Genomic DNA, 25,309 nt, shown 5'->3' on the forward strand with positions numbered 1-25,309 from the left:
TGTATGAATTTTACCGAAGGAGAGATAGTATGCATCAACAAGCCCTATCGCATGTCGAGCTTCGGCGCGCTTGCGAGGGTTCGTTATCTTATATCACAGCGTCTTGGAGTAAAGCGCGTAAAGACTGGTCATGCAGGTACGCTCGACCCTCTGGCCACAGGAGTCTTGATACTCTGCACGGGCCGTGCCACCAAGCGCATTGACGAATTGCAGGCCCATACAAAGGAATATACGGCCACGCTGCAGCTGGGTGCAACCACGGCAAGCTATGACATGGAGCATCCCGTGGACGCAACTTATCCCACAGAGCACATCACGCGCGAGCTGATAGAGACCACGCTGCCCAAGTTTGTGGGCGAGATACAGCAGGTGCCGCCTGCTTATTCAGCCTGCAAGGTCAACGGCGACCGCGCATACAAGCTTATGCGCAAGGGCCGCGACGTGGAGCTTAAGCCGAAGACTCTGCGCATCAACGAGATAGAACTGCTCTGGTTCGACCCAGAAAAGATGCAGATGAGCATCAGGGTGGTGTGCGGCAAGGGCACATACATAAGGGCGCTGGCGCGCGACATAGGCGAGGCACTTAATAGCGGAGCCTATCTTACGGCACTATGCCGCACGCGTGTGGGCGACATACGCATAGAAGACTGTATAAAGCTCGACGATGTTCCGGCGTGGCTTGAGCAGCAAACAATAGAAGATAAATTAACCGAGAATATTTAAGATATGAAACTGTCACAATTTAAGTTTAAACTCCCTGAAGAGCTGATAGCCCTTAATCCGCCATATCACCGTGACGAGTGCAGGCTTATGGTGGTGCACCGGGTGTCTCAGAAAATAGAGATGTACAAGAAAGACGAGAATGGTGAGCCGTTGAAAGACAAGGACGGCAACCCCGAGTATCTCGACTTCCGCAATGTTCTTGACTATTTTGATGAGGGCGACGCGTTCATATTCAACGATACAAAAGTTTTTCCCGCACGTCTGTACGGCACAAAAGAGAAGACCGACGCTAAGATAGAGGTGTTCCTTCTGCGTGAACTTAACGAGGAGATGCGTTTGTGGGACGTTCTGGTTGAGCCGGCCCGCAAGATACGTATCGGCAACAAACTGTTCTTTGACGAGAGCGGAAGCATGGTGGCCGAGGTTATCGACAACACTACAAGCCGCGGACGCACGCTGCGTTTCCTTTACGACTGTCCTCACGATGAGTTCAAGCACGACCTCTACGCACTCGGAGAGGCTCCGCTGCCGCATTATATCGTAGACCGCCGTCCGGCAACACCTGAAGACATAGACGACTTCCAGTGTATCTTTGCCAAGAACGAAGGTGCTGTTACGGCTCCTGCCTCTGGTCTGCATTTCAGCCGTGAGATGATGAAGCGTATGGAGATTAAAGGTATCGACTTCGCATTTATCACTCTCCACTGCGCTTTGGGCAACTTCCACGACATTGAGGTTGAAGACCTCACCAAGCATAAGATGGACTCAGAGCAGATGTTTATTAGTGCGGAGGCATGCAAGACGGTTAACAATGCCAAGCTTGCAGGACATCATGTTTGCGCCGTAGGCACAAGCGTGATCAAGGCCACTGAGACGGCTGTGGGTACAGACAAGATGCTGAAAGAATATGAAGGATGGACTAACAAGTTTATCTTCCCGCCTTATGAGTTTGGCGTAGCCGACTCTATGATAGCCAACTTCTATCATCCGATGTCAACGCTGCTTATGTCAACTGCTGCTTTCGGCGGTTATGACGTCGTGATGGAGGCCTACAACCTGGCCGTGAAGAACGGATATAAGTTCGGATGCTACGGTGACGCAATGCTCATCGTAAACGACTGATAAATAAGAAGTAAGGATTAAGAAGTGAGAGGTCTTGCCGCAAAGGCATCTTTTCTTGTTTCTTAATTCTTACTTTCCAATTCTAAACTTTTTATTTCTTAATCCTTAATTCTTGCTTCCTAATTGCATACGGTTTATTTTTCTCTTGGCACAAATTTAGGCGACCGCAAACATAACGTAAGGCGTGCCGTTGATCTTATCGGTGAACACATTGGTAGGGTAGAGCGTGTTTCGTCTCTTTACGAAACCGAGCCGTGGGGCTTTTCTTCAGACAATATGTTTGTCAATGCAGCTGTATGCGTGTCTACTCAGCTGAGTCCGCGTGCCGTATTGGAAGCTACGCAGGCCATAGAGCGTGACATGGGGCGCACGGTAAAGTCGGTAAACGGCCAGTATCACGACCGTATAATAGACATCGACATTCTTCTTTATGATGATGTAAAGGTGGATGAGCCTGATTTAAAGATACCGCATCCGCTTATGCATGAGCGCGACTTTGTTATGAAGCCGCTGCGCGAGATTCTCGGATGAGCAGGCATAGCCGGGTCATCATACAAACACACATTATTATAATAACCGCATTCAGGCAGCCATAATTTGGTTGTCTGTGTTTTTATGTGCAGGTACGCGCCTGAATGGGCGCCGGCATGTAACTTGCAGCCTTATAGCACAGAAATGCTATTAACAGTTATGTCAACGCCGTGGCTGTATGTATACGGGAGGTTGGCACGTTATAAAAAGCTAAGTCCCGAAACCGTTTAGTAACAGTTTCGGGACTTCGTGTTTCTTTTAAGCTTTGTTTGCGCTTTCTTAAATTAGCGGCGCAGACCAAGAGCTTTAACTATTGCACGGTAGCGGTTGATGTCGCGGTCGTACAGATAGTCGAGCAATGCACGGCGCTTACCTACCAAGATAGTCAGTGATCTTGCAGTTGCGTGATCCTTGTGGTTCTTCTTCAGGTGCTCTGTCAGGTGTGAAATACGATAAGAGAACAGAGCTATCTGGCTCTCTGCAGAACCTGTGTCAGCGTTAGACTTTCCGTACTTGCCGAAGATCTCTTGTTTTTTAGCTTGATCTAAATACATTGAATTTTTTTGTTTTAAATGTTTTGTGATTACATCTTTCTGATGCAGCGCGCCGCTGTGAGGGCGTGAACATCATCAAATGCATCGGATTCTCCGAAATCGGGTGCAAAATTACAAATAAAAAGTTATATATAAAATAAATTTCGATTATTTTTTATGGCAATGTATCATTTTGAGGATATGTTCTTTACAATATTATGCAAAAAAACTGTATAGAGCAAAATGTTACGAAAAAAATGTGTAACTTTGCACCTGACTTTTAAGGTATTAGTATGCAAGATATCAGAAACATAGCTATTATTGCCCACGTAGACCATGGTAAGACCACACTTGTGGACAAAATGATGTTGGCCGGTAACTTGTTCCGTGACGGACAAGACTTGAGCGGCCAGGTGCTCGACAGCAACGACTTGGAGCGTGAGCGAGGTATAACCATTCTTTCTAAGAACGTTTCGATAAACTGGAAAGGAACCAAGATAAACATTATAGACACTCCGGGACACTCTGACTTCGGAGGTGAGGTGGAGCGTGTGCTCAACATGGCAGACGGATGTCTGCTGCTCGTTGACGCTTTCGAAGGCCCTATGCCTCAGACACGCTTCGTGCTGCAGAAGGCTCTTCAGATAGGACTGAAGCCTATCGTTGTTGTCAACAAGGTTGACAAGCCCAACTGCCGCCCTGAAGAGGTTTATGAAATGGTGTTCGACCTTATGTTCTCTCTTAACGCCACCGAAGACCAGCTCGACTTCCCCGTTGTTTACGGAAGTGCGAAGAACGGCTGGATGGGTGAGGACTATAAGAATCCTACAACAGACATCACATATCTTCTTGATAAAATCGTAGAGGTTATCCCTGCGCCTAAGGCTCTTGAGGGCACGCCGCAGCTGCTGATAACCAGTCTCGACTATTCAAGCTATACAGGCCGTATTGCCGTGGGACGTGTTCACCGCGGAACTCTCACAGAGGGAATGAACGTGACGATAGCTCATCGCGACGGCTCTCAGGAGAAGACCAAGATTAAGGAGCTTCACACCTTTGAGGGTATGGGCCACGTGCGCACCGACAAGGTGAGCAGCGGTGACATCTGTGCCATCATAGGATTGGAGAAGTTTGAAATCGGCGATACAATATGCGACTTTGAAAATCCGGAGCCGCTGCCGCCTATAGCCATCGACGAGCCTACAATGAGCATGCTCTTCACCATCAACGATTCGCCGTTCTTCGGCAAGGAGGGCAAGTTTGTCACCAGTCGCCACATCAACGACCGTCTGCAGAAGGAACTCGAGAAGAACCTTGCGCTGCGTGTAGCTCCTTTCGAGGACTCAACGGATAAGTGGATTGTAAGCGGACGTGGTGTGCTGCATCTGTCAGTGCTTATCGAGACCATGCGCCGCGAGGGCTACGAGCTCCAGGTTGGTCAGCCGCAGGTAATTTATAAGGAAATCGACGGCGTTAAGTGTGAGCCTATCGAGGAACTTACTATCAACGTTCCTGAAGAATTCTCAAGCAAGATGATAGATATGGTTACACGCCGCAAGGGCGAGATGACATCAATGGAGAGTCAGGCCGACCGCGTGAACATTGAGTTCGACATACCGTCGAGAGGCATCATCGGTCTGCGCACCAACGTGCTCACCGCAAGCCAGGGCGAGGCCATCATGGCACACCGCTTCAAGGAGTATCAGCCTTACAAGGGCGACATCTCACGCCGTATTAACGGTTCGATGATAGCCATGGAGACAGGCACTGCCTATGCTTATTCTATCGACAAACTGCAAGACCGCGGCAAGTTCTTCATCGATCCGGGTGAGGAAGTGTATGCCGGCGAGGTTGTGGGCGAGCATGTTCACGACAACGACCTTGTGGTAAACGTGACAAAGGCAAAGCAGCTTACCAACACACGTGCCAGCGGATCAGACGACAAGGCACGCATCATCCCGCGCACAGTGCTTTCACTTGAGGAAGCTTTGGAGTACATCAAGGAAGATGAGTTTATAGAGGTTACGCCTAAGAGCATGCGTATGCGCAAGATTATTCTTGACCACAACGACCGCAAGCGTGCCAACAAGCAGTAAATAAGCTTTACTATATCAACATAAAGAGTCAGGAATTAAGGAAAGCGTGTCCTTCTCTGTATTACGGGCAGGTTTCCTTTATTCTTGACTTTTAATTTTTAAATTAGACGTTTACTATGAAAAAAACTTTATTCAGTTTCTTTTTGCTGATGTCAGCATTATGTGTCAGCGCGCAGATTAAGATTGTCGACATGACCGACTCCAGTACGGTGCATGCCGCGAGTGTGTTTATTTCGGGCAACCGCTGCGTGGGCGTTAGCGGAGCCGACGGCCTTTTGCCTCTGCCAAATGGATATAAGGGCAAGGTTACGGTTAATCATATCAACTATTATGAAAAGGAGTTTCTTGCAGATACTGTCAGCAGCGGCGTCGTGATGCTGAAGCCACGTGCATACGCAATACCTGAAGTTGAGGCTAAGGTTGGCGAGCCTGATTATCTTGTGATATCTGCTTATTGCAGAGCATATGTATTCACCGACTCTGTGCCGACTTCTTTCCGTGAAGGACTTTATGATTATTATTTGCCTATCGGCAGTGGAAGGGTGAAGTGCAAGACGCGTTCGGAGAAAAAAGTGCATACATTGGATGACAAATATGGCTTTTCACGTTCGTTTTTTAGCTGGCGCTATATGCTGCTTGAGAATTTGCCAAAATCAGACATTTTTACAGACACAGCTTCTGATAAGGTTGTATCTCGCGGGTGGAAAGGTTGTGTCTTAGGACTGAAAAATGATACGGTGAATAAGACGTTTACTGCATATTGTGACAGTGCGTTTGCCGGAGCGGACAGTCTTACAATAAATATCTTTGGATATAAGATTCGCTTTATGGGCATTAAAGAAGGCGAGGTGTACAGCACAAAGTATGGTCAGCCCAAGCTCAGCAATCTTTTGAGGCGTTATTGTTGTGTGAATGCAAAGGGCAAAACACCGGGAAAAAATCCAATGACACCTATTGATATGTATGAGGAACTTTATGTTACAGGCGTGAGATATGCCACCAAGGCAGAAAGGAAGGCTGCCATGAAGGACAAAACTGCCGAGCAGCTTGTTGTTCCGGCTGATGTTCCGCCGCTCAGCAAGCCGCTTGAAGAGGCCGTAAGTCAGATGAAACCGTAAAAAGTTTTCTTAAAAACTCGTCACTCGTCACAACGCTGTATAACTTTCTGTATTGCAGTATGTTACGGTGTGACGAGTTGCCACGGCAACTCGTCACATCATGCTTAATTAAGGACAAAATATTATTTTTCCTGATTTAGGTAGACTTCAAGCAAGTGTTTTACTGGTTAAGTTCGGCTAAAATGGCATCTTCTGCCAGACTGTGACGAGTTGAAACTCCAACTCGTCACGCTATAAATAATTGTCTGTCAGGGTTTTATGCTGAAATGTGACGAGTGATGAGTTTTTTGCGAAAACTTTTTATTCTATCACTCTTCATTGCGAAACATGCCTTTTCGGCCTGCAATATGCCGTGTTTTGCTTTCCAATATACCATATATTATAAGGTGAAAGGATACAAGTTTTATTTTATGCAAGATTTTGCATAAACCTGAATATTTATGTAAAATGTAATGATATGAATCATCATGTTTTAACTCTTTTGCCAAATTCACTTGCCTCTTATTTTGGTGTTCTGAAAGTAATGGTATGTGCTCCGTATGTTTTTTAGCAAAAATAAACATATTAAGCAGTTTTTGCTGTAAAGGCCAAAGTGTGCTTAAATCATATAGTAATCTTTATGGCCGAAAATGTGTCTAAAGTTGTTGCCGATGTATTTCTTAGAGAGAAAATAATGCAGGCGCTTTGGTATTTGTGATATAATGTAATGCCGGATATGTGTGATTATATAAACTGTGCATTGAAAAACATTTACAAAAGATGTAGTATGTATGAATTTAACATTGAAAATTGGGAAAATTTCTTTAATTTTTGCATTGCCCGTAGGAAATAATTCATACATTTGTATTTGGAAGCTCTGTAAGAGCCGCCACAGGTTCTTACATTTTTATTAATTAAATATTCATTTCTATGAAAAAAACGTTTATTCCGATGTTTCTTGCGTTAGCCTACGGAGGGCTCACAGCAGATGCGCAGACCACCAGTCTTGTGGTCAATCCCGCATCGCAGGCCTCTGAGAGCAAGTCATACTTGCTGACGGATATCGCAAAGATAACATTTGGCGACCATGGCATGGAGATTAATGGTACGTCAGGAACGAAAGAGACAATCTCCTTTAGCGACATTATGAGCTTGAAATTCACTTCTGAAGGCACCGGCATTGAAGGTCTGCCTGCCGCAGAAGATTCTTCTCTTGTGCCTTATTACCGTGGAGGAATGCTCGGTGCCGACGGATTGCAGGGCGGTCAGGCTGCCCGCGTAAGAGTATGCGATCTGAGCGGCAGGGTTATCATAGCAAAGGAGAACTGGGACGGAACTCCTATCAGCACAAGCGCCCTTACAAAAGGTGTATATCTGTTCAGCGTAAATAAAAAAACAATTAAATTCATGAAATGATGAAAAAACTTTTTACTACAATCATATTGGCCATCGTGGCTGTAATGGGCTATGCCCAGACAAATCCTAACCGTATGTTAGTGACCGACAAGACAGGCAACACTAAAGGTTATCTCGTAGAGCGTATCGACAGCGTTTCGTTTGTTTCGCTTGAGGGCCGCGTTGCAGCCGACGTAGAGTATAAAGGCTTTTACAGCGGAGCCACCGGCGACACCGTTGCTTTGTCTGTTACACGCACGCCTCAGTGTGTAGGTTTCAAGATTGCGTGTCTGTCTAAGATTCGTGCGGACAGGCTTACGTCTGAAGCTGCTATTGCAAATTATCTTGACAATAGTGATAACGAATTCTTGTTCCAGGACTTTGTAGACGGCAGACTGCACGGATTCGACTTTGCTTTCAAGCCAAATGCTGAGTATGCAATCATTACTGTCGGATACGACCAGTATCAGATTCCTTGCGGAGCAACAAGAACAAACTTCACCACACCGAAGAAAGACCTTGTTGGCGACTGCTCTATCAATTATACCATTGACGAGGTTACCACAAGCGACATAACAGTAACATTCAAGCCAGGATCAGGCGTTGCCGGTTATGCTGCACTGATGTTCCCTGCAGGCACTGCTGAGGAGAACTTCGAGATGATTGGCGCGATGTTCGGATTTGAAACTTTAGGCGACTATGTTAAAGGAATGGGCTTGAACAACACAGGTGAGGCTACTAACACATGGGGCAAAAACAGTCCGGGAACAGACTATGAAATCTACGTTCAGGCATGGGACGTAAACGGCACTTTTGCTGATATGGTAATAATACCGGTTTCTACTAAGAAACTTGGAGGTGAAGGTGTTGCACAGATGGAAATCACTATCGGCGAATTCGGCGGTAACGCTCAGACTGGTTATTATCAGGTGGTTACATATACTCCTAATGATCAGACCTCTATGCACCGTGACATGTTGATTGAGAAGGATGCTTATGATAAAGAATGGAATGAGGATATGATCTTAGAGTATCTTAAGGCCGATAATCCTATGGATCCTTATTGGAACCAGTTTGGTGTAGACGAGGCTTCGTGGACGGCTGACCCGAACACTTCTTACATTGCCTTCTCTATCGCCCAGAATATCAATGAAGAATGGGGACCTCTTGCAAAGAAAGAGTTTACAACTCCTGAGGCACCTGCATCACAGAAGAAGCAGTCGGCTCCTGTAATGAAGCGCAAGATGGTCAAGAACGTTATTTCTGGCAGCAACTCTGTTCCTATGGTGAAGCTTACAAAGGCTTTGAAGGCTTCTAAGGGCAAGATGACAATGACCGGAAAATAATTAGGCAACAAGAGCAATGCCTGTAAGTGAGCCTGTTTGCCGGGCTATGTCATGCAGGCAGTGCCAATAAATAAATCTGCAAGATATGGCGTCTGTTATGATGCCTTATCTTGCAGATTTGTTTTGTATGTATGCAGTTTATGTCGAGTCTGATGCCGTTGGCGTATGACACATTTTCGATTACAGCGGAGTGCCGGATGTGTTGCGGTCAATAGCCTGCTATGATGTTTTCTCGTCATATAGAGCCATGCGTGACATAAGGCTTTACCGGGCATGTTGTTCCCGAAATATTTTCACGCTTTTGCATTATATCATTTCCTGCACAACATCACGTCTGCGTTTATCCCGTGGCGGAATTATTGTCCGCCGGAAGCGTTGCCTCCTCCGCCGCCTTTCACGTCGTCGTTGCTTATCGAGCGGGCAGCCTTCTTCACGCTTGCCTTCAGTTCGCCTATGCGGTAGCTCAGGCTTATGCCGAAGCGCTGGTTGTCGTATTTTGAAACAGACTTTTGTATAAAGTCTGTGCTCGATGTTGTGTTCTTATATTCCATATATTTTTTCAGGAAGTTGCTGGCAAAGGCCGATATCGTGAGCCGCTTGTTCAGGAACGACTTGTTGATGTTTATGCCGTAGCTTGTATAGCTCGTGCCGCGTCCCTGCAGCGTGATGCCCGGTGTCATCGTGAACACGTTGAGGCTTATGCGCCATTCTTTTGGCAGCGACTGCTGTATGCCTCCTGACAGATACATGTTCCAGCCTCTGTTGCTGAGGTCTTTGCCGTCGGAGAAGTATTGCCACTGGCCGTTCATGTTGGCATATATCCTGGTGCTCTTTGTCGCGTTCCAGTTTACGTATGCACTCATTGCCGCCGACCGTGTCTTGCCGATGTTCTCGTAAGTGGAGTAGAGCACGTCCTTGCCTGTTGGGTTCTGCAGTCCGGCTATGCTGTTGTCGTTCACCATTGTCGTCAGCCTTTCAATGCTGTTGTTGGTGAACGAGTAGCGCATGGAGAGGTTAAGGCTCAGCTTTGACGTAAAGTTGCTGTAGCCTATATTGAACGAGTGGCTCTTCTCACTTTCCAGGTTAGGGTTGCCCTGGCTGAGGTTTGACGGGTCGGTGTTGTTCAGGTATGGGTTAAGATACCATATTCCGGGGCGGTAGATGCGCATACTGTAGCCCAGTTTCAGGTTAGACATATCCGTAAGCCTGTATCCTATCGTGGCCGAAGGCACAAGGTCGTTGAAGTGCTTTCTGAAGTCATCGCCCTGTCCGAGCAGATATTTCACGTCCTGTATGGTGTGTTCATATCTTGCTCCGAGCCGTCCCGACCATTTCTTCACCTTTATCTTGTATCCCAGATAAGCCGCTATGATGTCGTTCTCATGTTTATAGTGAGAGCTTTGCTCCGTGTCGTAGACATATTCGCCGCCGTCTTCGGCAGGCTTTATGTAGCGGTCGTTTTCCGAGCTGTTGTTTCTTATTATGTATTTCATTCCGCCTTCAACGGTGTGCATCTTGCCTATAGGTGTGGTGTAGTCGACCTGAAACGTGTGTTCGGTCGACCGCTCACTGTTGTCGCTGTATTGGTTTTCGAGCCTGCTGATATAGTCTTCCCATCCGTTGTCGGCACTTATTTCGTCGTAGTCAGTATAGTAGTCGCTCGCGTCAGGGTTGGTGTTTATTTTGTATGACAGCGTCAGCATGCGGTCTTTCACCTTGAAGAGTCTCTGATAGTCGATGCCGCCGTCTATTGATTTCCATGAAGAGTTGCTCCTTCCCATGGCTGAGTAGCCGTATAGTGGGTGGCCGTCCAGCGGACTTGTTCCTGTCATTTCCGACATGCTGTTGCCCTTGTTGCCTCCGCCCCATAGGCCCAGCGACATGGTGACAAGCCTAAGCGAGTCTATTTCGTAGCTTGCCTCGATGCTTCCCGACTGAAAGTTGCCGTGGCTCTTGTTTTCAGAGCTCGATGCCATGTTCGACGCGTCGGCGCTTATGTTATCTTCTGTAACCGTGCGCGAGCTTTCGCTGTAGCCCGTCCTGTTGCCGTCGTAGTTGTAGTTATAGCGTGCGCTCACCGTCAGCTTGCCCGACTTTATCGTGCCGAACAGGCCTCCGCCGGCTCCACGGTTGCTCACGTTGCCGTTCAGGGTGAGCGTGTATCCCTCTATGCCTCCGCCTATGGTTACGATGTTTAGTATGCCGCCCACGCCTTCGGCGTCATATTTAGGCCCCGGGTCGGTTATCACCTCTATCTTCTTTATGCTGTTGGCCGGCATGCTCTTCAGCACCTCTTTCGGGTTCTTGGTCATCATATTGTTGGGCCGTCCGTTCACATATACCTTGAACGAGCTGCTGCCGTTTACGGTTACGTTGTCTTCGCCGTCTACTGTCACCAGCGGCACCTTGCGCAGCATTTCTATTATCGAGTTCGACTTTGAGTCGGGATCTGATTCTATGTCGTATTCAATTTTGTCAATATCGGCCTTCACAAGCGGCTTCTGCATCACGATCTCAACGCCCTCCAGTTCGTTCTTGGCGTCAGTGATGTAGAGTGTGCCCAGGTCTATAGCCTTTTTGCCTTCTGTCACGCTGAAGTTTCTTGTTATGGCTTTGCGCCCTATGGAGCTTATGGTTATGACGAAGCTGCCCTTGCCGCTCATCGTCTCGCTGAAGCGGCCGTCTTTGTCGGTTACGGCCATCTTTACGGCCTTGCCGGGCTTTTCTTTTCTGGCTATGCTTATCGTGGCGTATGGTTCGCCCTCGCGGCTTATCGAGTCTATCACCGTTCCGCTGACCGTGAACTTTTGGTCTGCAACTTGTCCCATTGCTGCCGGCATGGCTGCGACGAGAGATAATAAAAGGAGCAAAAGTGTTTTCATAACAGGTGTTCATTTTTTCTTTCTGCAAAGAAACTAATAAATTTAGTTACACACAAGCGCTACGTGTTAATAAAACCAAATTTGGAGTATTTAAGCCGTAAATCTCTCGTCTTGACAGCTAAATGCCGGCAAATCGTTGTTTAGTGCCTTATGCCTTTATTGATGTGTGCTTTTCTCTGCATTCGCGCTCTTCACATCGGTTTGCGGAAGGCGCTGATTGGCTATATGCATCAAGCCCCCGGCCTATGTCAAGGTCAGGGGCTTGTTGTATGCGGTGTGGCTTGCTGCCGTATGCTTTGCTGCATAATGCGCCTTGCTGCGCAGCGACGGTCTGGCCGTAGAGTCTTCGACTGCTGTCAGTGCCAGTATCCGTGTGGCGGTTCGTCCTTTTTAGGCGGTTTCGGGTGCTTATGCTTTTTCTTCTTTGGCGGTTTCGGCGGCTTGTGATTGACGTGCTTGGGGTGCGGCCCGTGCGGAGGGCGTGTCGTTACGCACGATGTCGTGCCTAAGCCGATGAACAGTGCGATTGTAGCGATTATTATTGTCTTTCTCATGGTAAAAGTTTTTGTTTCTTAATAATAAGACGTTGCAGCATGGCTGTTGGTTTAATGCCGGAGACAGAAAAACTGTCAAATATTTGTGCTTTGTAGTCATGTAGCCATTACTTTATGGCATTATGGATGTAAACAAAACTCCGGCAGACAGCGGTGGGGCAGAGCCATGTTATGCTCTCTGCCAGTTGTCTGCCGGAGTCAGGCGTTATGCAGCCTGCATGTCAGGTAGAATGTTGTTGTGTGCATTGTCCTGCCTGCGTAGCCTGCTGCTCTATGTTCTAGTCATGCGTCCGGCTGCGGCCTTTGTTAGCCATGAGCCAGTGCCGGGCGTCGCTTCTGTCATTTCTTTATCCTGTATACTCTGAAGGTCATCGGGGCAATCTCGTCCTCAATCACTGTGCATTTTTTGCCTGCCTTACATGTAAGCGTGCCCGTCTTAGGTACAATCTTTTCGGGCTCCTCTAAAGTGTTTTCGGCATCCATGTCGGTGCAGGTCAGTGTGGTTGTCTGTGCCGTCCTTTCGCCCTTCATGCCTTTAAGGTTGACGCTCACGGGCTGTGTGGTCTTGCCTGTGTTCACAACTTTTACAATCACCGAGCCGTCACCGTTGTCTGCTGCTGCGCTGGCATACAGTCCGGCCTGCCCCTGCTGTCCTGCCACAGGCTTGCCGTTCATGGTCAGCTTTAGCACGTTGGTGCCTTTGTTGCAGGCATACATCTGCTGTACGTAGTAGCTTACCGACTTGAACATGCGTGCGTTGTCGAACCATATCAGGTCGGGGCGCCACTGCCATGCGTCAACACGTGCAAAGAGCGGAGCGTAGGTGGCCATGAGCACCACGTCGGCGTTGCGCTCCAGTCCGGTCATGAAGGCAGCCTCATATAGTGATGTCTCATAATGGTTCCATTTCTTTCCGTCGCCGTGGCAGGCATATTCGCCGGCAAACACCTTCGGGCCTTTGCGGCTGTAGCTGTCGTATCTCATGCTGCTGTTGCGGAACCACTCTTCCGATTTGTAGTAGTGTTCGTCTACGAGGTCGACACCAATTTCTCTCATGGCCTTCCATCCGTGTTCAAACATCTCGCCCTCGGGCGCCGGTCCGCATGTACCTATAATCTTTATGTCGGGATATTTCTCGCGTATAGCCTTGACGAACGGCGGCAGACGCTTGAAGTAAGGCTCTTCCCACTGCTCGTTACCCACGGCTATATATTTAAGGTTGAAGGGTGCGGGATGCCCCATCTCGGCGCGCTTGCGTCCCCATGTAGTGGTGGTGTCGCCGTTGGCAAACTCAATGAGGTCGAGGCAATCCTGTATGTATGGCTGCAGCTCGCTCATAGGCACGTTGGCGCTGTCGTCCTTGTTCTGAAACTGGCATGCCATGCCCACGTTGAGCACAGGCAGCGGCTCGGCACCAATGTCTTCAGACAGTTGGAAATATTCGAAGAAGCCCAGTCCGTAGCTCTGATAGTAGTCGGGACTGATGCGGCTCTTCATGGCATACTGCCAGCGGTTTTCGTTCACGGGGCGGTTCTCTACGGGGCCTATCGTGTTCTTCCACTGATAGCGTGTCTGCAGGTCGGCGCCCTCAACGATGCATCCGCCCGGAAAGCGGAACACGCCCGGGTGCATGTCGACCAACGCCTGAGCCAGGTCGGCCCTCATGCCGTTTTTGCGGTTTTTGAATGTTTTTACGGGGAAGAGGCTTACGTGCTCGAGACACACCGGAGCCTTGCCGTTGAGCAGGATGCGCAGGCTTGCTTCTGTGTCGTTCTTGGGCGACCTCATTATCAGTTCATATTTTTTCCATTCTCCAGATGTTATCTTCAGTTCCTGTGTTACGAAGGCCTGAGGTTCGCTGTCGGTCAGCTGGTCTATAAGTTCCACCTTTATGCCGCCTTCACCCTCGGCTGCCTTTGCCCACAGCGTCAGTCTGTAGTCTTCGCCCTGCTTTAGGCTTATTCCGCCGTAGCCGCTGTTCTGCATTCCGGTCAGACGGTCTGCGTGTCCCGGCCATGCCAGCTCAACATAATGAGGGCAGCGCTCAAAGGGGCCGTCGTCTTTCACGTTGACGTTGCCAAAGGTTGTCCATCCTGTCAGGCTCTGTTTGAACTCGAACGAGCGGTTTACCAGCATTTCGCCGTAAAGGCCGCCGTCGGCACCATAGTTGATGTCCTCAAAGAAAATGCCATACATTGTCTTCTGTATGGGGGCGCCGTTTTTGCCCGTGTCGACGTCCATCACGCGCGGCTGGGCAAACGATGAGGTCAGCGCCGCAGCAAGTGCCGCAGCACCCGCAATCAGTCTTAAGTTCATGTTGTAAAGATAATGTTATATTGTTTAAGTTTAAAGTGCTGCAAATGTAGTCAAAAATATTTATATGTAGCAAAAAACAAAGTAAAAAGTGCATAAATTACACTTTTTCTTGTCCGTTCCTCTGTTCTTGCGCAGTCTGCGGCAGTGGCATACCCCTGTTTCGGCCGGCATTAAGGGCTGAAGGCTTTAAGTCCTGACAGTCATGGCGTGAGCGGCATTGCCCCTGCGGGCATAGATGCGCCTGAGCGTCTTGCCGTAGTAGAGCATGCCTACGGCATCTGCCACAGCCCATCCTATAGGTATCGACCACCATATGCCGTCTACTCCTATGCCCGGAACGGCTGACAGGGCATAGGCGAGCGCCACGCGCAGACCAAGCGACAGCACCGTCAGCACCACAGACATGCCCGGCATCCTAATGGCGCGATAGTAGCCGTAGAGCAGAAACAGCACGCCTATGCCAACGTAAAAGGCTCCCTCTATGCGCAGATATCTCACGCCGATGGATATTATGTCATGCTGCGAACCGTCCACGAATATCATCATCAGTGGTTTGGCAAGCACAAAGACTGCCGCTGACACCACCAGCGAGAACACTGTCGTCATCAGCAGAGCCTGCTTCACTCCGCGGCGTATACGTCCCCGTTTGGATGCGCCGAAGTTCTGCGCCACGAAGGTAGAGAAAGCGTTGCCCAGCTCCTGTACAGGCATATACGCAAACGAGTCGATTTTTACGGCTGCCGCAAATGCCGCCATCACGGCCATACCGAAGCTGTTTACAAGGCCCTGCACCATCAGTATGCCGAAGTTCATCACCGACTGCTGTACGCAAGTCAGCGACGAGAATGTAGCTATCTCGCCGAGCGTTGCCCGGCTTATGGCCATGTCATTGCGGCGCGGAATCAGTTCTGGGCGCGTTTTCAGTATATATGCCGTTATGCCTATTGCAGCCGCAGCCTGAGATATGAGCGTTGCCCACGCAGCGCCCTCAATGCCGAGCCCGAAAAGGAGCACGAGAACGAGGTCGAGCACCACGTTGAGCACCACCGACGCTGCCAGCACCCACAGCGGAGTGCGGCTGTTGCCCACAGAACGCAGCAGCGACGCGCAGAAGTTGTAGACGAACGACAGCGCTATGCCGCCGTATATTATCATAAGGTAGCTGCGCATCAGCGGATAAACATCAGCCGGAACGCTCAGCAGGCGCAGCGTGCCGTCAATCCAGATATATGCCGCGGCATTCAGCACAACGGTTATTCCGCCCGTAAGCAGCAGGCTTGCCGCCACGCTCTGCCTCAGACCTGCCATGTTGCCCTCGCCGAACTTTAGCGAGAACACCGTGCCGCTGCCCATCGACAGGCCGAGCATCACGGACGTGATAAACACCATAAGCGTGTAGGCCGAGCCGACGGCCGCCAGCGCCTCAGCACCGATGAAGCGCCCCACAATGAGCGTATCGGCAATGTTGTAGCACTGCTGCATCATCGCCCCCGCCATCATCGGCAGTGTGAAGCGCAGCAGAGTAGGTGTTATTTTTCCCCGTGTAAGGTCCTCGCCGTTGTTCATTTTCAGCTGTTGATTTAAAACATTCATACAAAGGTAATCAATAAAATTTAAAGTATGACATGATTGGATAAAAGAATAAATGGCATATTCATGGCATTTAAAGACATGGTAAAATATCAGGACAAAAGTTTTTTCTGAAATAGAAAACCGATGTGTAAAGGATGTTAATTTGCGCCGCTTAAAACTGTCGCTTTATTAACTTTCATTTACGTTTAGTCCTCTTTTGGGTCCTAAAAAACATGGTTTTGCCTTTAAAGTTTAGGCTTTTTGCATTACAAAAAGCCCACTTTTACATCGTAAATGCACCACTTTTGACCCGTAAATGGCCGAGTAATGTTTTTTAACTTTTGTCTTTTTACTGCAAAAGTTTTGTAAATGTTTGTCATTCAACAACTTAACTAAAATGCCTGAAAATGCGCAATTTTTCGGTCTGAAGACCAATTCTTGTCCGGCACCGCTGTTCTGAGAGCGTTAAGTGAACGGAATTAATCCGTTTTATTTACAAAATCCAGCTGCGTATGCAGTCTTGTCGGCAGATTAGATTATGGTTACTTCATGTCTTTTTATGTGTCATAAAAGTGGAAGAAGGGTAGATATGGCATTTTTGAAAATGCACAAAACACCCTAAAATGTTAAATACTGATAAAAAGACATGCATACTATACCCATTTCGGTGCTTGGGTTGTATTAGAAGTAAAGACAAAGAATTATGGCTATTTATAAAACTGTTGTAAACATAAGACTCCCGTTGCTGCTGTGCCTCATGGCTTTTTGCTTAAACATAAGTTATGCCGGAGAAAATAACAAGAGGCTTATTACGCTGAAGTTTGCCGACGAACCACTGCCGTCAGCATTAAAGCGGCTCGAGAAAGCAGGCCGAAAGAGCATTCTGTTTACATATAAAGAGACGGAGCGTTTCAGGGTTACGGCCACGGTGGCAAACAAGACACAAGCGGAGGCCCTGCGTATCCTGCTCAGCGGCAAGCCCTTTGCGTTTGTTGAGCGCAATGCTTACTTCGTTGTGCAGTACAGCGAGTCGCGCCAGCGCAGCGTCAGTGTGCGCGGCCGTGTGACCGACCAAAACGGTAAGCCCATGGCTTATGCAAATGTTGTTATGCTGGCTGCCGGTGACAAGTCGTATATCTCTGGATGCGTCACGGAAGCCGACGGAACTTTTGCCATGCCTTCAATGCCGCAGAAAGACTGTCTGCTCCGCGTGTCTTTTGTAGGCTACACCACAGTCATCGTGCCATGCCGTCAAGAAAACAGCATAACCCTTAAGGCCGACGCCATGATGCTTAAAGGTGTAGAGGTAAAGGCGTCGCGCCCGATGGTGGAGCGCAGGGGCGGCACCATTGTGGCCAACGTTGCGGGCACGCCGCTTTCCATGATGGGTTCGGCAGCTGACATGATTGGCAGTCTGCCTTTCGTTACAGGCGACGGCGACAATTTCAGTGTGATAGGCCGTGGCGGGGCAGAGATTTACATCAACGGGCGCAAGGTGCGCGACACGAACGAACTAGGGCAGCTGCGCGCCACGGAGATTCAGCAGGCCGAAATAATAATGAATCCCGGTGCGCGCTATTCGTCGGATGTAGGGGCGGTGATACGGTTAAAGACAATACGCCTGCGCGGACAGGGACTTAGCGGACTGGCTTATGCCGAATGGTCGCAAGGTCATGAAGGTAAAGGGCGCGAGGGCCTTTCGCTAAACTACCGCACCGGCGGTCTTGACGTCTTTGTGAAGGGAAACTTCAAGGAAAACAGTTCTTACATAAAGAACCAGACTATAAGCCTGATGAACACGTCGTCAGTATGGACGATGATGTCTGACAACGTTGAGACCGGCAACGATTCTAACTTTAAGGGTGAGGCGGGCTTCAACTATGAACCCGACAGCCGCCAGTCGTTCGGTGTGCGCTATGTGGCTGACAAATCTCTTGCCAACAGTAACTCACATATAACGGGCAACACCATATTGTTGCGTGACGGAGACGAGTATGACAATATTGAGACAGAGTCGGAGACGGCTAAGAACAACGGCTGGAACCATTCGGTCAACGGATACTACACAGGCACGTTCGGCAAGTGGAGCATAGACTTCAATGCCGACTATGTGGGCGGATGTTCGCGCAGCTGGCAGGTGGCTGCCAACAACGACGAAGTGGAGGCAACATCATATAATGACGTGCGTAATTCTCTCTATGCCGCCAAACTGGTGGTAACAGCCCCGTTGCTTGGCGGCGAGGTGGCGTTTGGCACGGAAGAGACATTCACCGACCGCAAGGACCGCTTCACTCAGAGCGGCTTCTCGGCAGATGCCGACGACCATCTGCAACAGCAGTTTTATTCGGCATTTGTCGACTATACTCTCGGTCTGGGGCGTTTTACGGCACGTGCCGGATTGCGCTACGAGCATCAGCGTACCAAGTATTATGAAGCAGGCGTGCTGAAGGCAGAGCAAAGCCCTACGTACAACGACCTGATTCCGTCGGCATCGGTCGACTACAGCCATGGCGACTGGAATTTTTCGCTGGCTTACCGTCTGTTGAAACTTAGTCCTCTTTACCGCATGCTCTCGAGCGCGACAAGCTATGTCAGCAAATATATGTACCGTAACGGCGATCCGCTCCTCGTGCCACAGAAACATAACTACTTTACAATCGACGGCGGATGGAGATGGATTAATTTCTCGATATGGTACGACTATGCACTCAATATGTATACTTCGTTCTTCAAGCCATATGATGAAGACGGCCATCCGGGCGTAATGCTGCAGACAATGGCAAGCATACCTTATACTAATATGTACGGAATGTCTGTTGAACTGACACCGAAAATAGGAATATGGCAGCCCCGCCTGTCGGCTTCGATAGACTGGTATGACTCAGACGCGCGCTCTATTGGCATACCTTACCTGTGGAACCGTCCCGGCTTTGACTTCGTTTTCGACAACAGTCTGACCTTCAGCCACGGCTGGTTTCTGAACCTGAAAGCACGCCTGGGCCTGAGGGGCAAACAGAGCTACGCCATAAAACAGCAGTATGGAACGGTGAGGTTGCGTGTGGTAAAGACATTCTTCAAGGACAAATCACTGCGCGTGGCCCTTTCTGCCGACGACATATTCAATATGGGGCGCGGCCGTTTCACTGTTTATGGTGACCGTACATACTACGACCGACGTACATGGTCGGACACGCAGCGCATAGGCATAAGCGTAAACTATACGTTCAACGCCACCAAGACAAAATATAAAGGCAAGGGAGCCGGCGAGAGCGAGAAACAGCGACTGTAGCGGCTGTCTGTTGAAAATAATGCTTACCTTTGCGGCCGCTAAATGTCTCCGTGCTTCCTGGCACAATGGTGTAAGGCGATGAACGGCGGCCAACTGATTTTTAAAATGTTGTTGAAAGATAAGAAGAAAGACGACTTCAGACGTATGTTCTGCGAATATTATCCTAAGCTGGTCAGGTTTGCCGTCCAGCTTACGGGCGATGCCGACGAGGGGCGCGATGTGGTGGCCGATGTCATGGAGAAGGCCTGGGAGCGTTTCGACTTGCTGCGTCCTGCCGACCGCGGCTCATGGCTCTATATGTGCGTGCGCAACGCCTGTATTAACAGACTGAAGCACATAAATACCGAGAATTGTGCAGCGGCAGAGCTGGCTGAGGCAACAAAGGCAGATGCCGAAAGCGAATATTGCGACCACGAGCGGCTGCTTTCGCGTGTTGAGGCTGTGGCTGAAGGGTTAGGCGAGCCAGCACGCTCAATAGTGCGCCTATGTTATTATGAGCATCTTACACGCCGTCAGGTTGCCGAACGTCTTGGAATAAGTTATGATACCGTGAAAAAACATATTGCAAAGGCCTTGAAACTTTTGCGTGAGGCTGTAGGGAAAGGAGACGAATTATGAAAGAGAATGATGTCAGAAACATGGATTTGACAAGCCGCAAGGCAGGCGAGGGCAGCGGTGAAGACGAGCGTTTGCTGATGATGCTCGGTGAGGCTTTGGGAGATATGCCCGGCGACGAGGAGACGCAGAATGCATGGCGACGGTTTGAAGCGCGTCATGGCGATGCCGGCGGCTCACGTTTGAGGCTGCGTCGCATATTCATTTCAGCAGCGGTAGCTGCTGCCGTAGTGGCTTTGGTCGTGGCGTTTGCGTGGAGTGATATTGTTGGTTCTGCCGGAGTGATTGAGACATTTTCCATGGCCGAACTGCCGTCGCATACATCGCGTGTGGCTGACGGAGACAATGTTATTGTGCAGACGCCGTCGGCCACTACGTCTGATGTCCTTCTGCCCGACGGTTCCCGCGTAATGCTTGGTTCAGGCTCTCGTCTTGAATATCCTTCTGATTTTGGGCATAATGGCGTCAGGGAGGTTGAACTTACAGGACAGGCACGCTTCAGCGTCAGGCATGATGCCGGCAGACCGTTTGTCGTGAAGAGCGGAAATATGAGTACGAAGGTGCTCGGTACGGTGTTCTATGTCCGTTCTTATCATGGCAGCGCAAGTTCGGTGGTGCTGCTTAAAGGCTGTGTCAGTGTAAGTAGTGAAGACGGCGGCAAGGGCAAGATGCTTAGTCCTGGACATCAGGCCGTTGTCGACGATAAGGGTGACATAAAGGTGGAAAAGGCCGACATGGCAGCTGTCGGAGGATGGATTCACGGTGAGTTCCGTTTCGACGATTCGCGGCTCGAGGATGTTATGAACGACATAGGATCATGGTATAACGTAGGCATTGTGTTCCATTCGCGCAGTCTGCTTTCTGTCCGAATTCACTTCAACTTCCCCCGGTCGGTTTCTTTGGCAGACGTTCTTCAGGCGCTTAACGACCTTGGCGTGGCACAGTTCAGATACGCCGACGGCCGCATAAGCATAGAGCAGAAATAGCATTATGCCCGGTTCGTTGCGCATTAATGTTTTTTTGAGTAACTTTGCAGCCCGAAAGCTGTAAATATCAATATAAAACATTATTCTCTGGCACATACGGCAGAACGGACTGCATGGGTGCATGAGGGCAGAAAACAGACAACGATGGATAACAGAAACAGACAGATACTCAACATAGCCCTGCCGGCAATAGTGAGCAACATCACCGTGCCGCTGCTGGGACTAGTTGACGTGGCCATAGTGGGCCACCTCGGTGCGGCATCATATATTGGTGCAATAGCCGTGGGCGGCATGACGTTCAATGTGATTTACTGGATATTCGGATTCCTGCGCATGGGTACTAGCGGACTGACTGGGCAGGCTCTCGGCAGGCGCGACCTTACCGAAACGGTGCGTATGCTCTGCCGTTCTTTGGGTATAGCCATGGCGGTTGCCTTGGCGCTCATCGTGCTGCAGGTGCCGCTGCGCGAGGCATCAATGCTCGTGATGCAGCCGCCTGCCGAGGTAAGAAGGCTTGCTTCGATATATTTCAACATACTTATATGGGGCGCTCCTGCCATGCTCGGCCTGTTCAGTCTGTCGGGATGGTACATAGGCATGCAGAATTCGCGCGTGCCAATGTTTATAGCCATAACGCAGAATATAATAAACATAGGGGCGAGCACGCTGCTTGTGTTCGGCCTCGGACTTAAGGTTGAAGGCGTTGCCCTGGGCACGCTCATTGCCCAATGGGGCGGTTTCATGATGGCACTGCTGCTTTGCTTCGTAAATTATCGCCGTCTGAGGCGTTATTTCTCATGGCAAGGCGTATGGCGGCGCGACGCAATGGCGCATTTCTTCAAGGTAAACCGCGACATCTTTTTGCGCACGCTGTGCATGGTTGCCGTAATGCTGTTTTTCACTTCCGCCGGTTCGTGGCAGGGTGAGGTAGTGTTGGCGGTTAACACTCTGCTCATGCAGTTCTATATGCTGTTCTCTTACGTTATGGACGGCTTTGCCTATGCAGGTGAGGCTTTGAGCGGCAAGTTTTACGGGGCGCGCAATCAGGAGGCTCTTGGCTCCACGGTGCGCCGCCTGTTCTGGTGGGGAGCCGGTATGGCAGTAGGCTTCACGCTGGTTTATGGCATAGGCGGCGACGCCTTTCTCTCGTTGCTTACAGATGAGCCTTCTGTGGTGACAGCTTCGCATGAGTATTATTACTGGGCATTGGCAATACCTGTTGCCGGCATGGCGGCGTTTGTATGGGACGGTGTGTTCATTGGCTGCACCATGACGCGCGGCATGCTTCAGTCGATGTTTCTTGCAGCCGTAACGTTTTTCGTCCTTTATTATTCTCTTCGCTTCACGATGGCCAACCATGGACTGTGGCTTGCGTTCATAGCGTTTGTGGCTGTAAGAGGACTGGCGCAGACCGTGATATGGCGCAGGCGGCGCACGGGGTGCACAGCCTGACAGGAATGTATGTTGTCAACTTTGCCAATTATTTTGATATAGCTGCAAATCCTAATGTGGCTTTAGATAAATGCAAAGAATGCAGACTGAAGACACACTGAATGTGCGCCCTGTCTGCATTCTTTGTATTTGTATGAACCCTTTGCCGTGGGAAAGCTAATTGTAGAGAAAATAATTACCCCCAGTTTATCTTGTCGCTTTCTTCCCTCACTATCCTGCAAAGCTCCTGTTCGTTGTCAATCAGTGAGGTCAGCATGTCGGCAAGTCGCTTGGCCTTGTCGCGGTTGGCGTCGCTCTCCTTGAAGTATGCATCATAGAGGCCTGCCTCAGGATCGGTGTCCATTGCCTCGAGTATGTCGGGTGCGTTGTTCTTGAGATAATGCCTTATCAGGGCGTCCCAGTTATATCCGTTCATGTAGGCCGCTTCGTTTATTTCGCCCAATCTATCGCCAAGCTCAAGCACCTTGTCGTGTTCCACTTCGAGCAGCACGTTTATCACACCGTCGCCATCATCGATTATTCTTACATAGTTGCCGTCGCCGCTGTTGCTCATTGCATTGTGGCTGTCTGCATGGCCGCTTTCCTCCTGTTGCGGCCTTTCTTCCGTCTTGCCTTTAAAGGCTTGCAGAATTTTTCTGAATAAATTTTTACCTGATACCATTATCGTTGTCTGAATTATTGAGTTTCTTACGCTCTGTCTGATATTTGCGTCCGTGGCTGAAGTTGTACGACAGCGTTAAGTAAATCATGTTACCGTTGTCCTTGATATATGTATGCGTAGTGCTCTGCAGATACTTGCTGTCTGTCTTGCCCACATAGTCGAAACCTTGTGCATAGCCGAGCAGCAAAACTCCAAGTCCCACTTTGAGGTCTTTATATTTATAGCTGACGCTGAAGTTCGACTGGTTTTCGCCCGTGCTCATAGATTCGGCAAAATAGCTTTTCGGTGCGGTGTAGAAACTTGCTGAAACATTCCATCTGCCCAGCATAAGGTTGGCGTATCCGCCCCAGCGCCATGAGCGGTAATTGTGAGAGTAGTCAAGTCCGCGGCTGTTGTAGTTGGAATAGTCGCCATAGAGTGAAATGTTGAGAATGTCCTTAATGGCGTGCAGAGTGAAGTAAGCAGTGAGAGACTTCTGACTGAAGCTCTTCTGGTTTTCCGGCTTGCTGATGAGCAGATATGTACCGTCGTCCTGCAGCTCAGGAATATAAGATGTCATGATGATGTCGGGCGCATAATACCAGCTTCCGTACAACTGGAAGTTAAAAAGCGGACGGTTCCAGCTTAGCATAAGACTGTTGCTGTATCCAGTGTAAGGCTTCAGTCCTGTGTTTCCGTCGCTTGCGTTAAGTTCGTCGCTCTGGTTTCTTACGTCGCTCAGTTGCGAGAGCGAAGGCGAACGCTGGCTTATTCGTCCTGAGTATCTTACAAACAGATTATCTGTTATTTTGGTCGAAAGACTTAACTGCGGGCGCAGTGTCCACTTGTTGAATCCAATGTCGCCCTGATGAATGGCAAGATAGTTTGCACCGAGGCCAACCTGATAGTTGAATATGCCGAGTTTTCCCTGTAGCTGTGCAAAGAGATAAAGATTGTCTGAGTTGAGTATGGCGTCCGTGTTCACCGCTCCTGTGTAGTCGTTGTCCGTGTGGCTTACGGTGTATTCGCCTCCGGCCGAGAACACTTTGTTCTTGAATTCCTTCGTATATATAGCCTCGCTGATAAGCGAATATTTGCGGCCCGTGGTAGAATAGCTGTAGTCATTCACCGGGTCAGCCTGCATCGATTGCTCAGGCGACTGGTTGAAGAGATAGTTGCGCGACATATATTTGTAGTCGGTGCCGATGTAAGTTCCTACTACATTGGCCGTTATGTTCTGTTTTTTAGGTAGGTTCAGCGACCAGTAGATGTCGAGCGACGGGGTGTACATTTTGTTCTTACTCTTGTTATACAGATACAAGTCTGGCATTGATGTCTCTTTTGCCAGCTGATTTGAACCTGAGTTCGGGTTGTTGTATTGATTATAGTTGAGGCTGATGTTCAGGGTATATTTGTCAGGTTCGGCAAGGTTGTAGCCCAGCTGGACCGTATTAAAGGTGTACATGAAGTTGGTGTTGTACCCTAAATATTGGCGTTGGCGCTGCGTTCCGTCAGGAAAGAAATATGTGTTTTCGCTGTCCACCTTGCGCTCGTCGTAGCCGCGGTAGCTGAAGTTGTAGTATATGCTGAACTCCGATTTCTTGTAGTTATACTTAAAGTAAGCATTACTGTTGTTGAAGCCGGTAGTGAAGGCCTGCATCGTTCCTAACCCGCCGACATATCCCGCATATCTTCTCTTTACGACAAAGTTAATTACAGCGTCCATGCTGCCGTCTGAATATCTCACTCCGGGATTGTCGATATATTCAACCCTTACAACCTCGTCAGGTCTCAGTGCTGTTATGTCCTGTTGATTGGCTTTAACGTCATTTATGCGTACCTGCACGCTTCCGCCTTTCAGTGATTTAATTTCCTGCTTAATCGGGTCGGTCATTATACCGTTGAGCGTCATCTTGCTCAGCAGATCGTATCCGTTCGATGAGTGCTTCTTCATTGTTGATGTCGGCAGCAGTATTTGGCGGTCTACCTTGCTTATCACTCGCATACCATTAACCATAACTTCGCCAAGGTTGTATGTGGTGTCAACTTTCAGCGTGTCTGTCTGAGCATGCGCTGCGGCAACTGTCATGGCTGCCGCAAGCGCAGTCGTTATTATTCTGTGTCTTTTCATACGCAATGCTGTTTTGTGTCTTATTCTGA

General features: G+C 49.2%; 18 protein-coding genes. 11 read left to right on the forward strand and 7 right to left on the reverse strand.

Features of this window, described 5'->3' with window-relative positions:
* Positions 1 to 3: 3 nt before the first annotated feature.
* The 3 genes from truB (at position 4) to folK (ending at position 2,376) form a co-directional block, all read left to right on the forward strand.
* Positions 4 to 723, forward strand: a complete 720-nt coding sequence (gene truB / locus EJL04_RS14820; protein ID WP_125105529.1) for a tRNA pseudouridine(55) synthase TruB — start codon at positions 4 to 6, stop codon at positions 721 to 723.
* Positions 724 to 726: 3 nt separating this feature from the next.
* Positions 727 to 1,845: a tRNA preQ1(34) S-adenosylmethionine ribosyltransferase-isomerase QueA gene (queA, locus tag EJL04_RS14825; protein WP_021855090.1), complete on the forward strand. Its 1,119-nt coding sequence runs from the start codon at positions 727 to 729 to the stop codon at positions 1,843 to 1,845.
* 123 nt (positions 1,846 to 1,968) lie between these two features.
* A complete protein-coding gene (folK, locus tag EJL04_RS14830; protein ID WP_053397399.1) occupies positions 1,969 to 2,376 on the forward strand; it encodes a 2-amino-4-hydroxy-6-hydroxymethyldihydropteridine diphosphokinase in 408 nt (135 codons plus the stop codon).
* Positions 2,377 to 2,660: 284 nt separating this feature from the next.
* Here the strand turns inward: folK and rpsO are convergent, their stop codons facing one another.
* Positions 2,661 to 2,930: a 30S ribosomal protein S15 gene (gene rpsO / locus EJL04_RS14835; RefSeq protein WP_021855088.1), complete on the reverse strand. Its 270-nt coding sequence runs from the start codon at positions 2,928 to 2,930 to the stop codon at positions 2,661 to 2,663.
* Between the two features lie 272 nt (positions 2,931 to 3,202).
* Here rpsO and typA point away from each other — a divergent pair, with 272 nt between their 5' ends.
* From typA to EJL04_RS14855, 4 genes are all read left to right on the forward strand, one after another.
* Positions 3,203 to 5,005 (forward strand): translational GTPase TypA, encoded by a 1,803-nt coding sequence (gene typA / locus EJL04_RS14840; RefSeq protein WP_021855086.1) that lies wholly within the window; start codon positions 3,203 to 3,205, stop codon positions 5,003 to 5,005.
* A gap of 116 nt (positions 5,006 to 5,121) precedes the next feature.
* The gene (locus EJL04_RS14845; protein WP_125105530.1) at positions 5,122 to 6,123 is read left to right on the forward strand and encodes a hypothetical protein; all 1,002 of its coding nucleotides are present in this window, start codon (positions 5,122 to 5,124) and stop codon (positions 6,121 to 6,123) included.
* 909 nt (positions 6,124 to 7,032) lie between these two features.
* Entirely contained in the window at positions 7,033 to 7,518 is a 486-nt protein-coding gene (locus EJL04_RS14850) for a T9SS type A sorting domain-containing protein (RefSeq protein WP_125105531.1), read from the forward strand.
* Positions 7,515 to 8,843, forward strand: coding sequence for a hypothetical protein (locus EJL04_RS14855; protein ID WP_125105532.1), 1,329 nt, complete (start codon positions 7,515 to 7,517; stop codon positions 8,841 to 8,843). Before EJL04_RS14850 ends, EJL04_RS14855 begins: the two co-directional genes overlap by 4 nt.
* A 356-nt stretch (positions 8,844 to 9,199) precedes the next feature.
* On the opposite strand, the gene EJL04_RS14860 is transcribed toward EJL04_RS14855, so the two are convergent.
* The 4 genes from EJL04_RS14860 to EJL04_RS14875 all read right to left on the reverse strand — a co-directional run bounded on the left by EJL04_RS14860 (position 9,200) and on the right by EJL04_RS14875 (position 16,161).
* Positions 9,200 to 11,725 (reverse strand): outer membrane beta-barrel family protein, encoded by a 2,526-nt coding sequence (locus EJL04_RS14860; RefSeq protein ID WP_125105533.1) that lies wholly within the window; start codon positions 11,723 to 11,725, stop codon positions 9,200 to 9,202.
* Positions 11,726 to 12,081: 356 nt separating this feature from the next.
* On the reverse strand, positions 12,082 to 12,279 hold the full coding sequence (locus EJL04_RS14865) for a hypothetical protein (RefSeq protein WP_021855081.1): 198 nt from the start codon (positions 12,277 to 12,279) through the stop codon (positions 12,082 to 12,084).
* 339 nt (positions 12,280 to 12,618) lie between these two features.
* Positions 12,619 to 14,595 (reverse strand): alpha-L-arabinofuranosidase C-terminal domain-containing protein, encoded by a 1,977-nt coding sequence (locus tag EJL04_RS14870; protein WP_125105534.1) that lies wholly within the window; start codon positions 14,593 to 14,595, stop codon positions 12,619 to 12,621.
* 186 nt (positions 14,596 to 14,781) lie between these two features.
* A complete protein-coding gene (locus EJL04_RS14875) occupies positions 14,782 to 16,161 on the reverse strand; it encodes an MATE family efflux transporter (protein WP_125105535.1) in 1,380 nt (459 codons plus the stop codon).
* Between the two features lie 709 nt (positions 16,162 to 16,870).
* Between EJL04_RS14875 and EJL04_RS14880 the strand changes: the two genes are divergently transcribed.
* The 4 genes from EJL04_RS14880 to EJL04_RS14895 all read left to right on the forward strand — a co-directional run bounded on the left by EJL04_RS14880 (position 16,871) and on the right by EJL04_RS14895 (position 22,509).
* Positions 16,871 to 19,456, forward strand: a complete 2,586-nt coding sequence (locus EJL04_RS14880; RefSeq protein WP_125105536.1) for an outer membrane beta-barrel family protein — start codon at positions 16,871 to 16,873, stop codon at positions 19,454 to 19,456.
* Between the two features lie 105 nt (positions 19,457 to 19,561).
* Positions 19,562 to 20,074 carry a sigma-70 family RNA polymerase sigma factor gene (locus EJL04_RS14885; protein ID WP_125105537.1) on the forward strand — a complete coding sequence of 171 codons (513 nt, stop codon included), beginning with the start codon at positions 19,562 to 19,564 and terminating at the stop codon, positions 20,072 to 20,074.
* On the forward strand, positions 20,071 to 21,057 hold the full coding sequence (locus EJL04_RS14890; RefSeq protein WP_125105538.1) for a FecR family protein: 987 nt from the start codon (positions 20,071 to 20,073) through the stop codon (positions 21,055 to 21,057). The genes EJL04_RS14885 and EJL04_RS14890 overlap by 4 nt, the downstream gene beginning before the upstream one ends.
* A 144-nt stretch (positions 21,058 to 21,201) precedes the next feature.
* Positions 21,202 to 22,509, forward strand: a complete 1,308-nt coding sequence (locus EJL04_RS14895) for an MATE family efflux transporter (RefSeq protein WP_125105539.1) — start codon at positions 21,202 to 21,204, stop codon at positions 22,507 to 22,509.
* Between the two features lie 175 nt (positions 22,510 to 22,684).
* Here EJL04_RS14895 and EJL04_RS14900 read toward each other — a convergent pair whose 3' ends face one another.
* Both EJL04_RS14900 and EJL04_RS14905 read right to left on the reverse strand, forming a co-directional pair.
* Positions 22,685 to 23,170: an immunity 51 family protein gene (locus tag EJL04_RS14900; protein ID WP_241210027.1), complete on the reverse strand. Its 486-nt coding sequence runs from the start codon at positions 23,168 to 23,170 to the stop codon at positions 22,685 to 22,687.
* The gene (locus tag EJL04_RS14905; protein WP_125105540.1) at positions 23,157 to 25,280 is read right to left on the reverse strand and encodes a TonB-dependent receptor; all 2,124 of its coding nucleotides are present in this window, start codon (positions 25,278 to 25,280) and stop codon (positions 23,157 to 23,159) included. The genes EJL04_RS14900 and EJL04_RS14905 overlap by 14 nt, the downstream gene beginning before the upstream one ends.
* Between the last annotated feature and the right edge of the window lie 29 nt (positions 25,281 to 25,309).

This window comes from Prevotella marseillensis, from assembly GCF_900625065.1.
Taxonomy (GTDB): Bacteria; Bacteroidota; Bacteroidia; order Bacteroidales; family Bacteroidaceae; genus Prevotella; species Prevotella rara.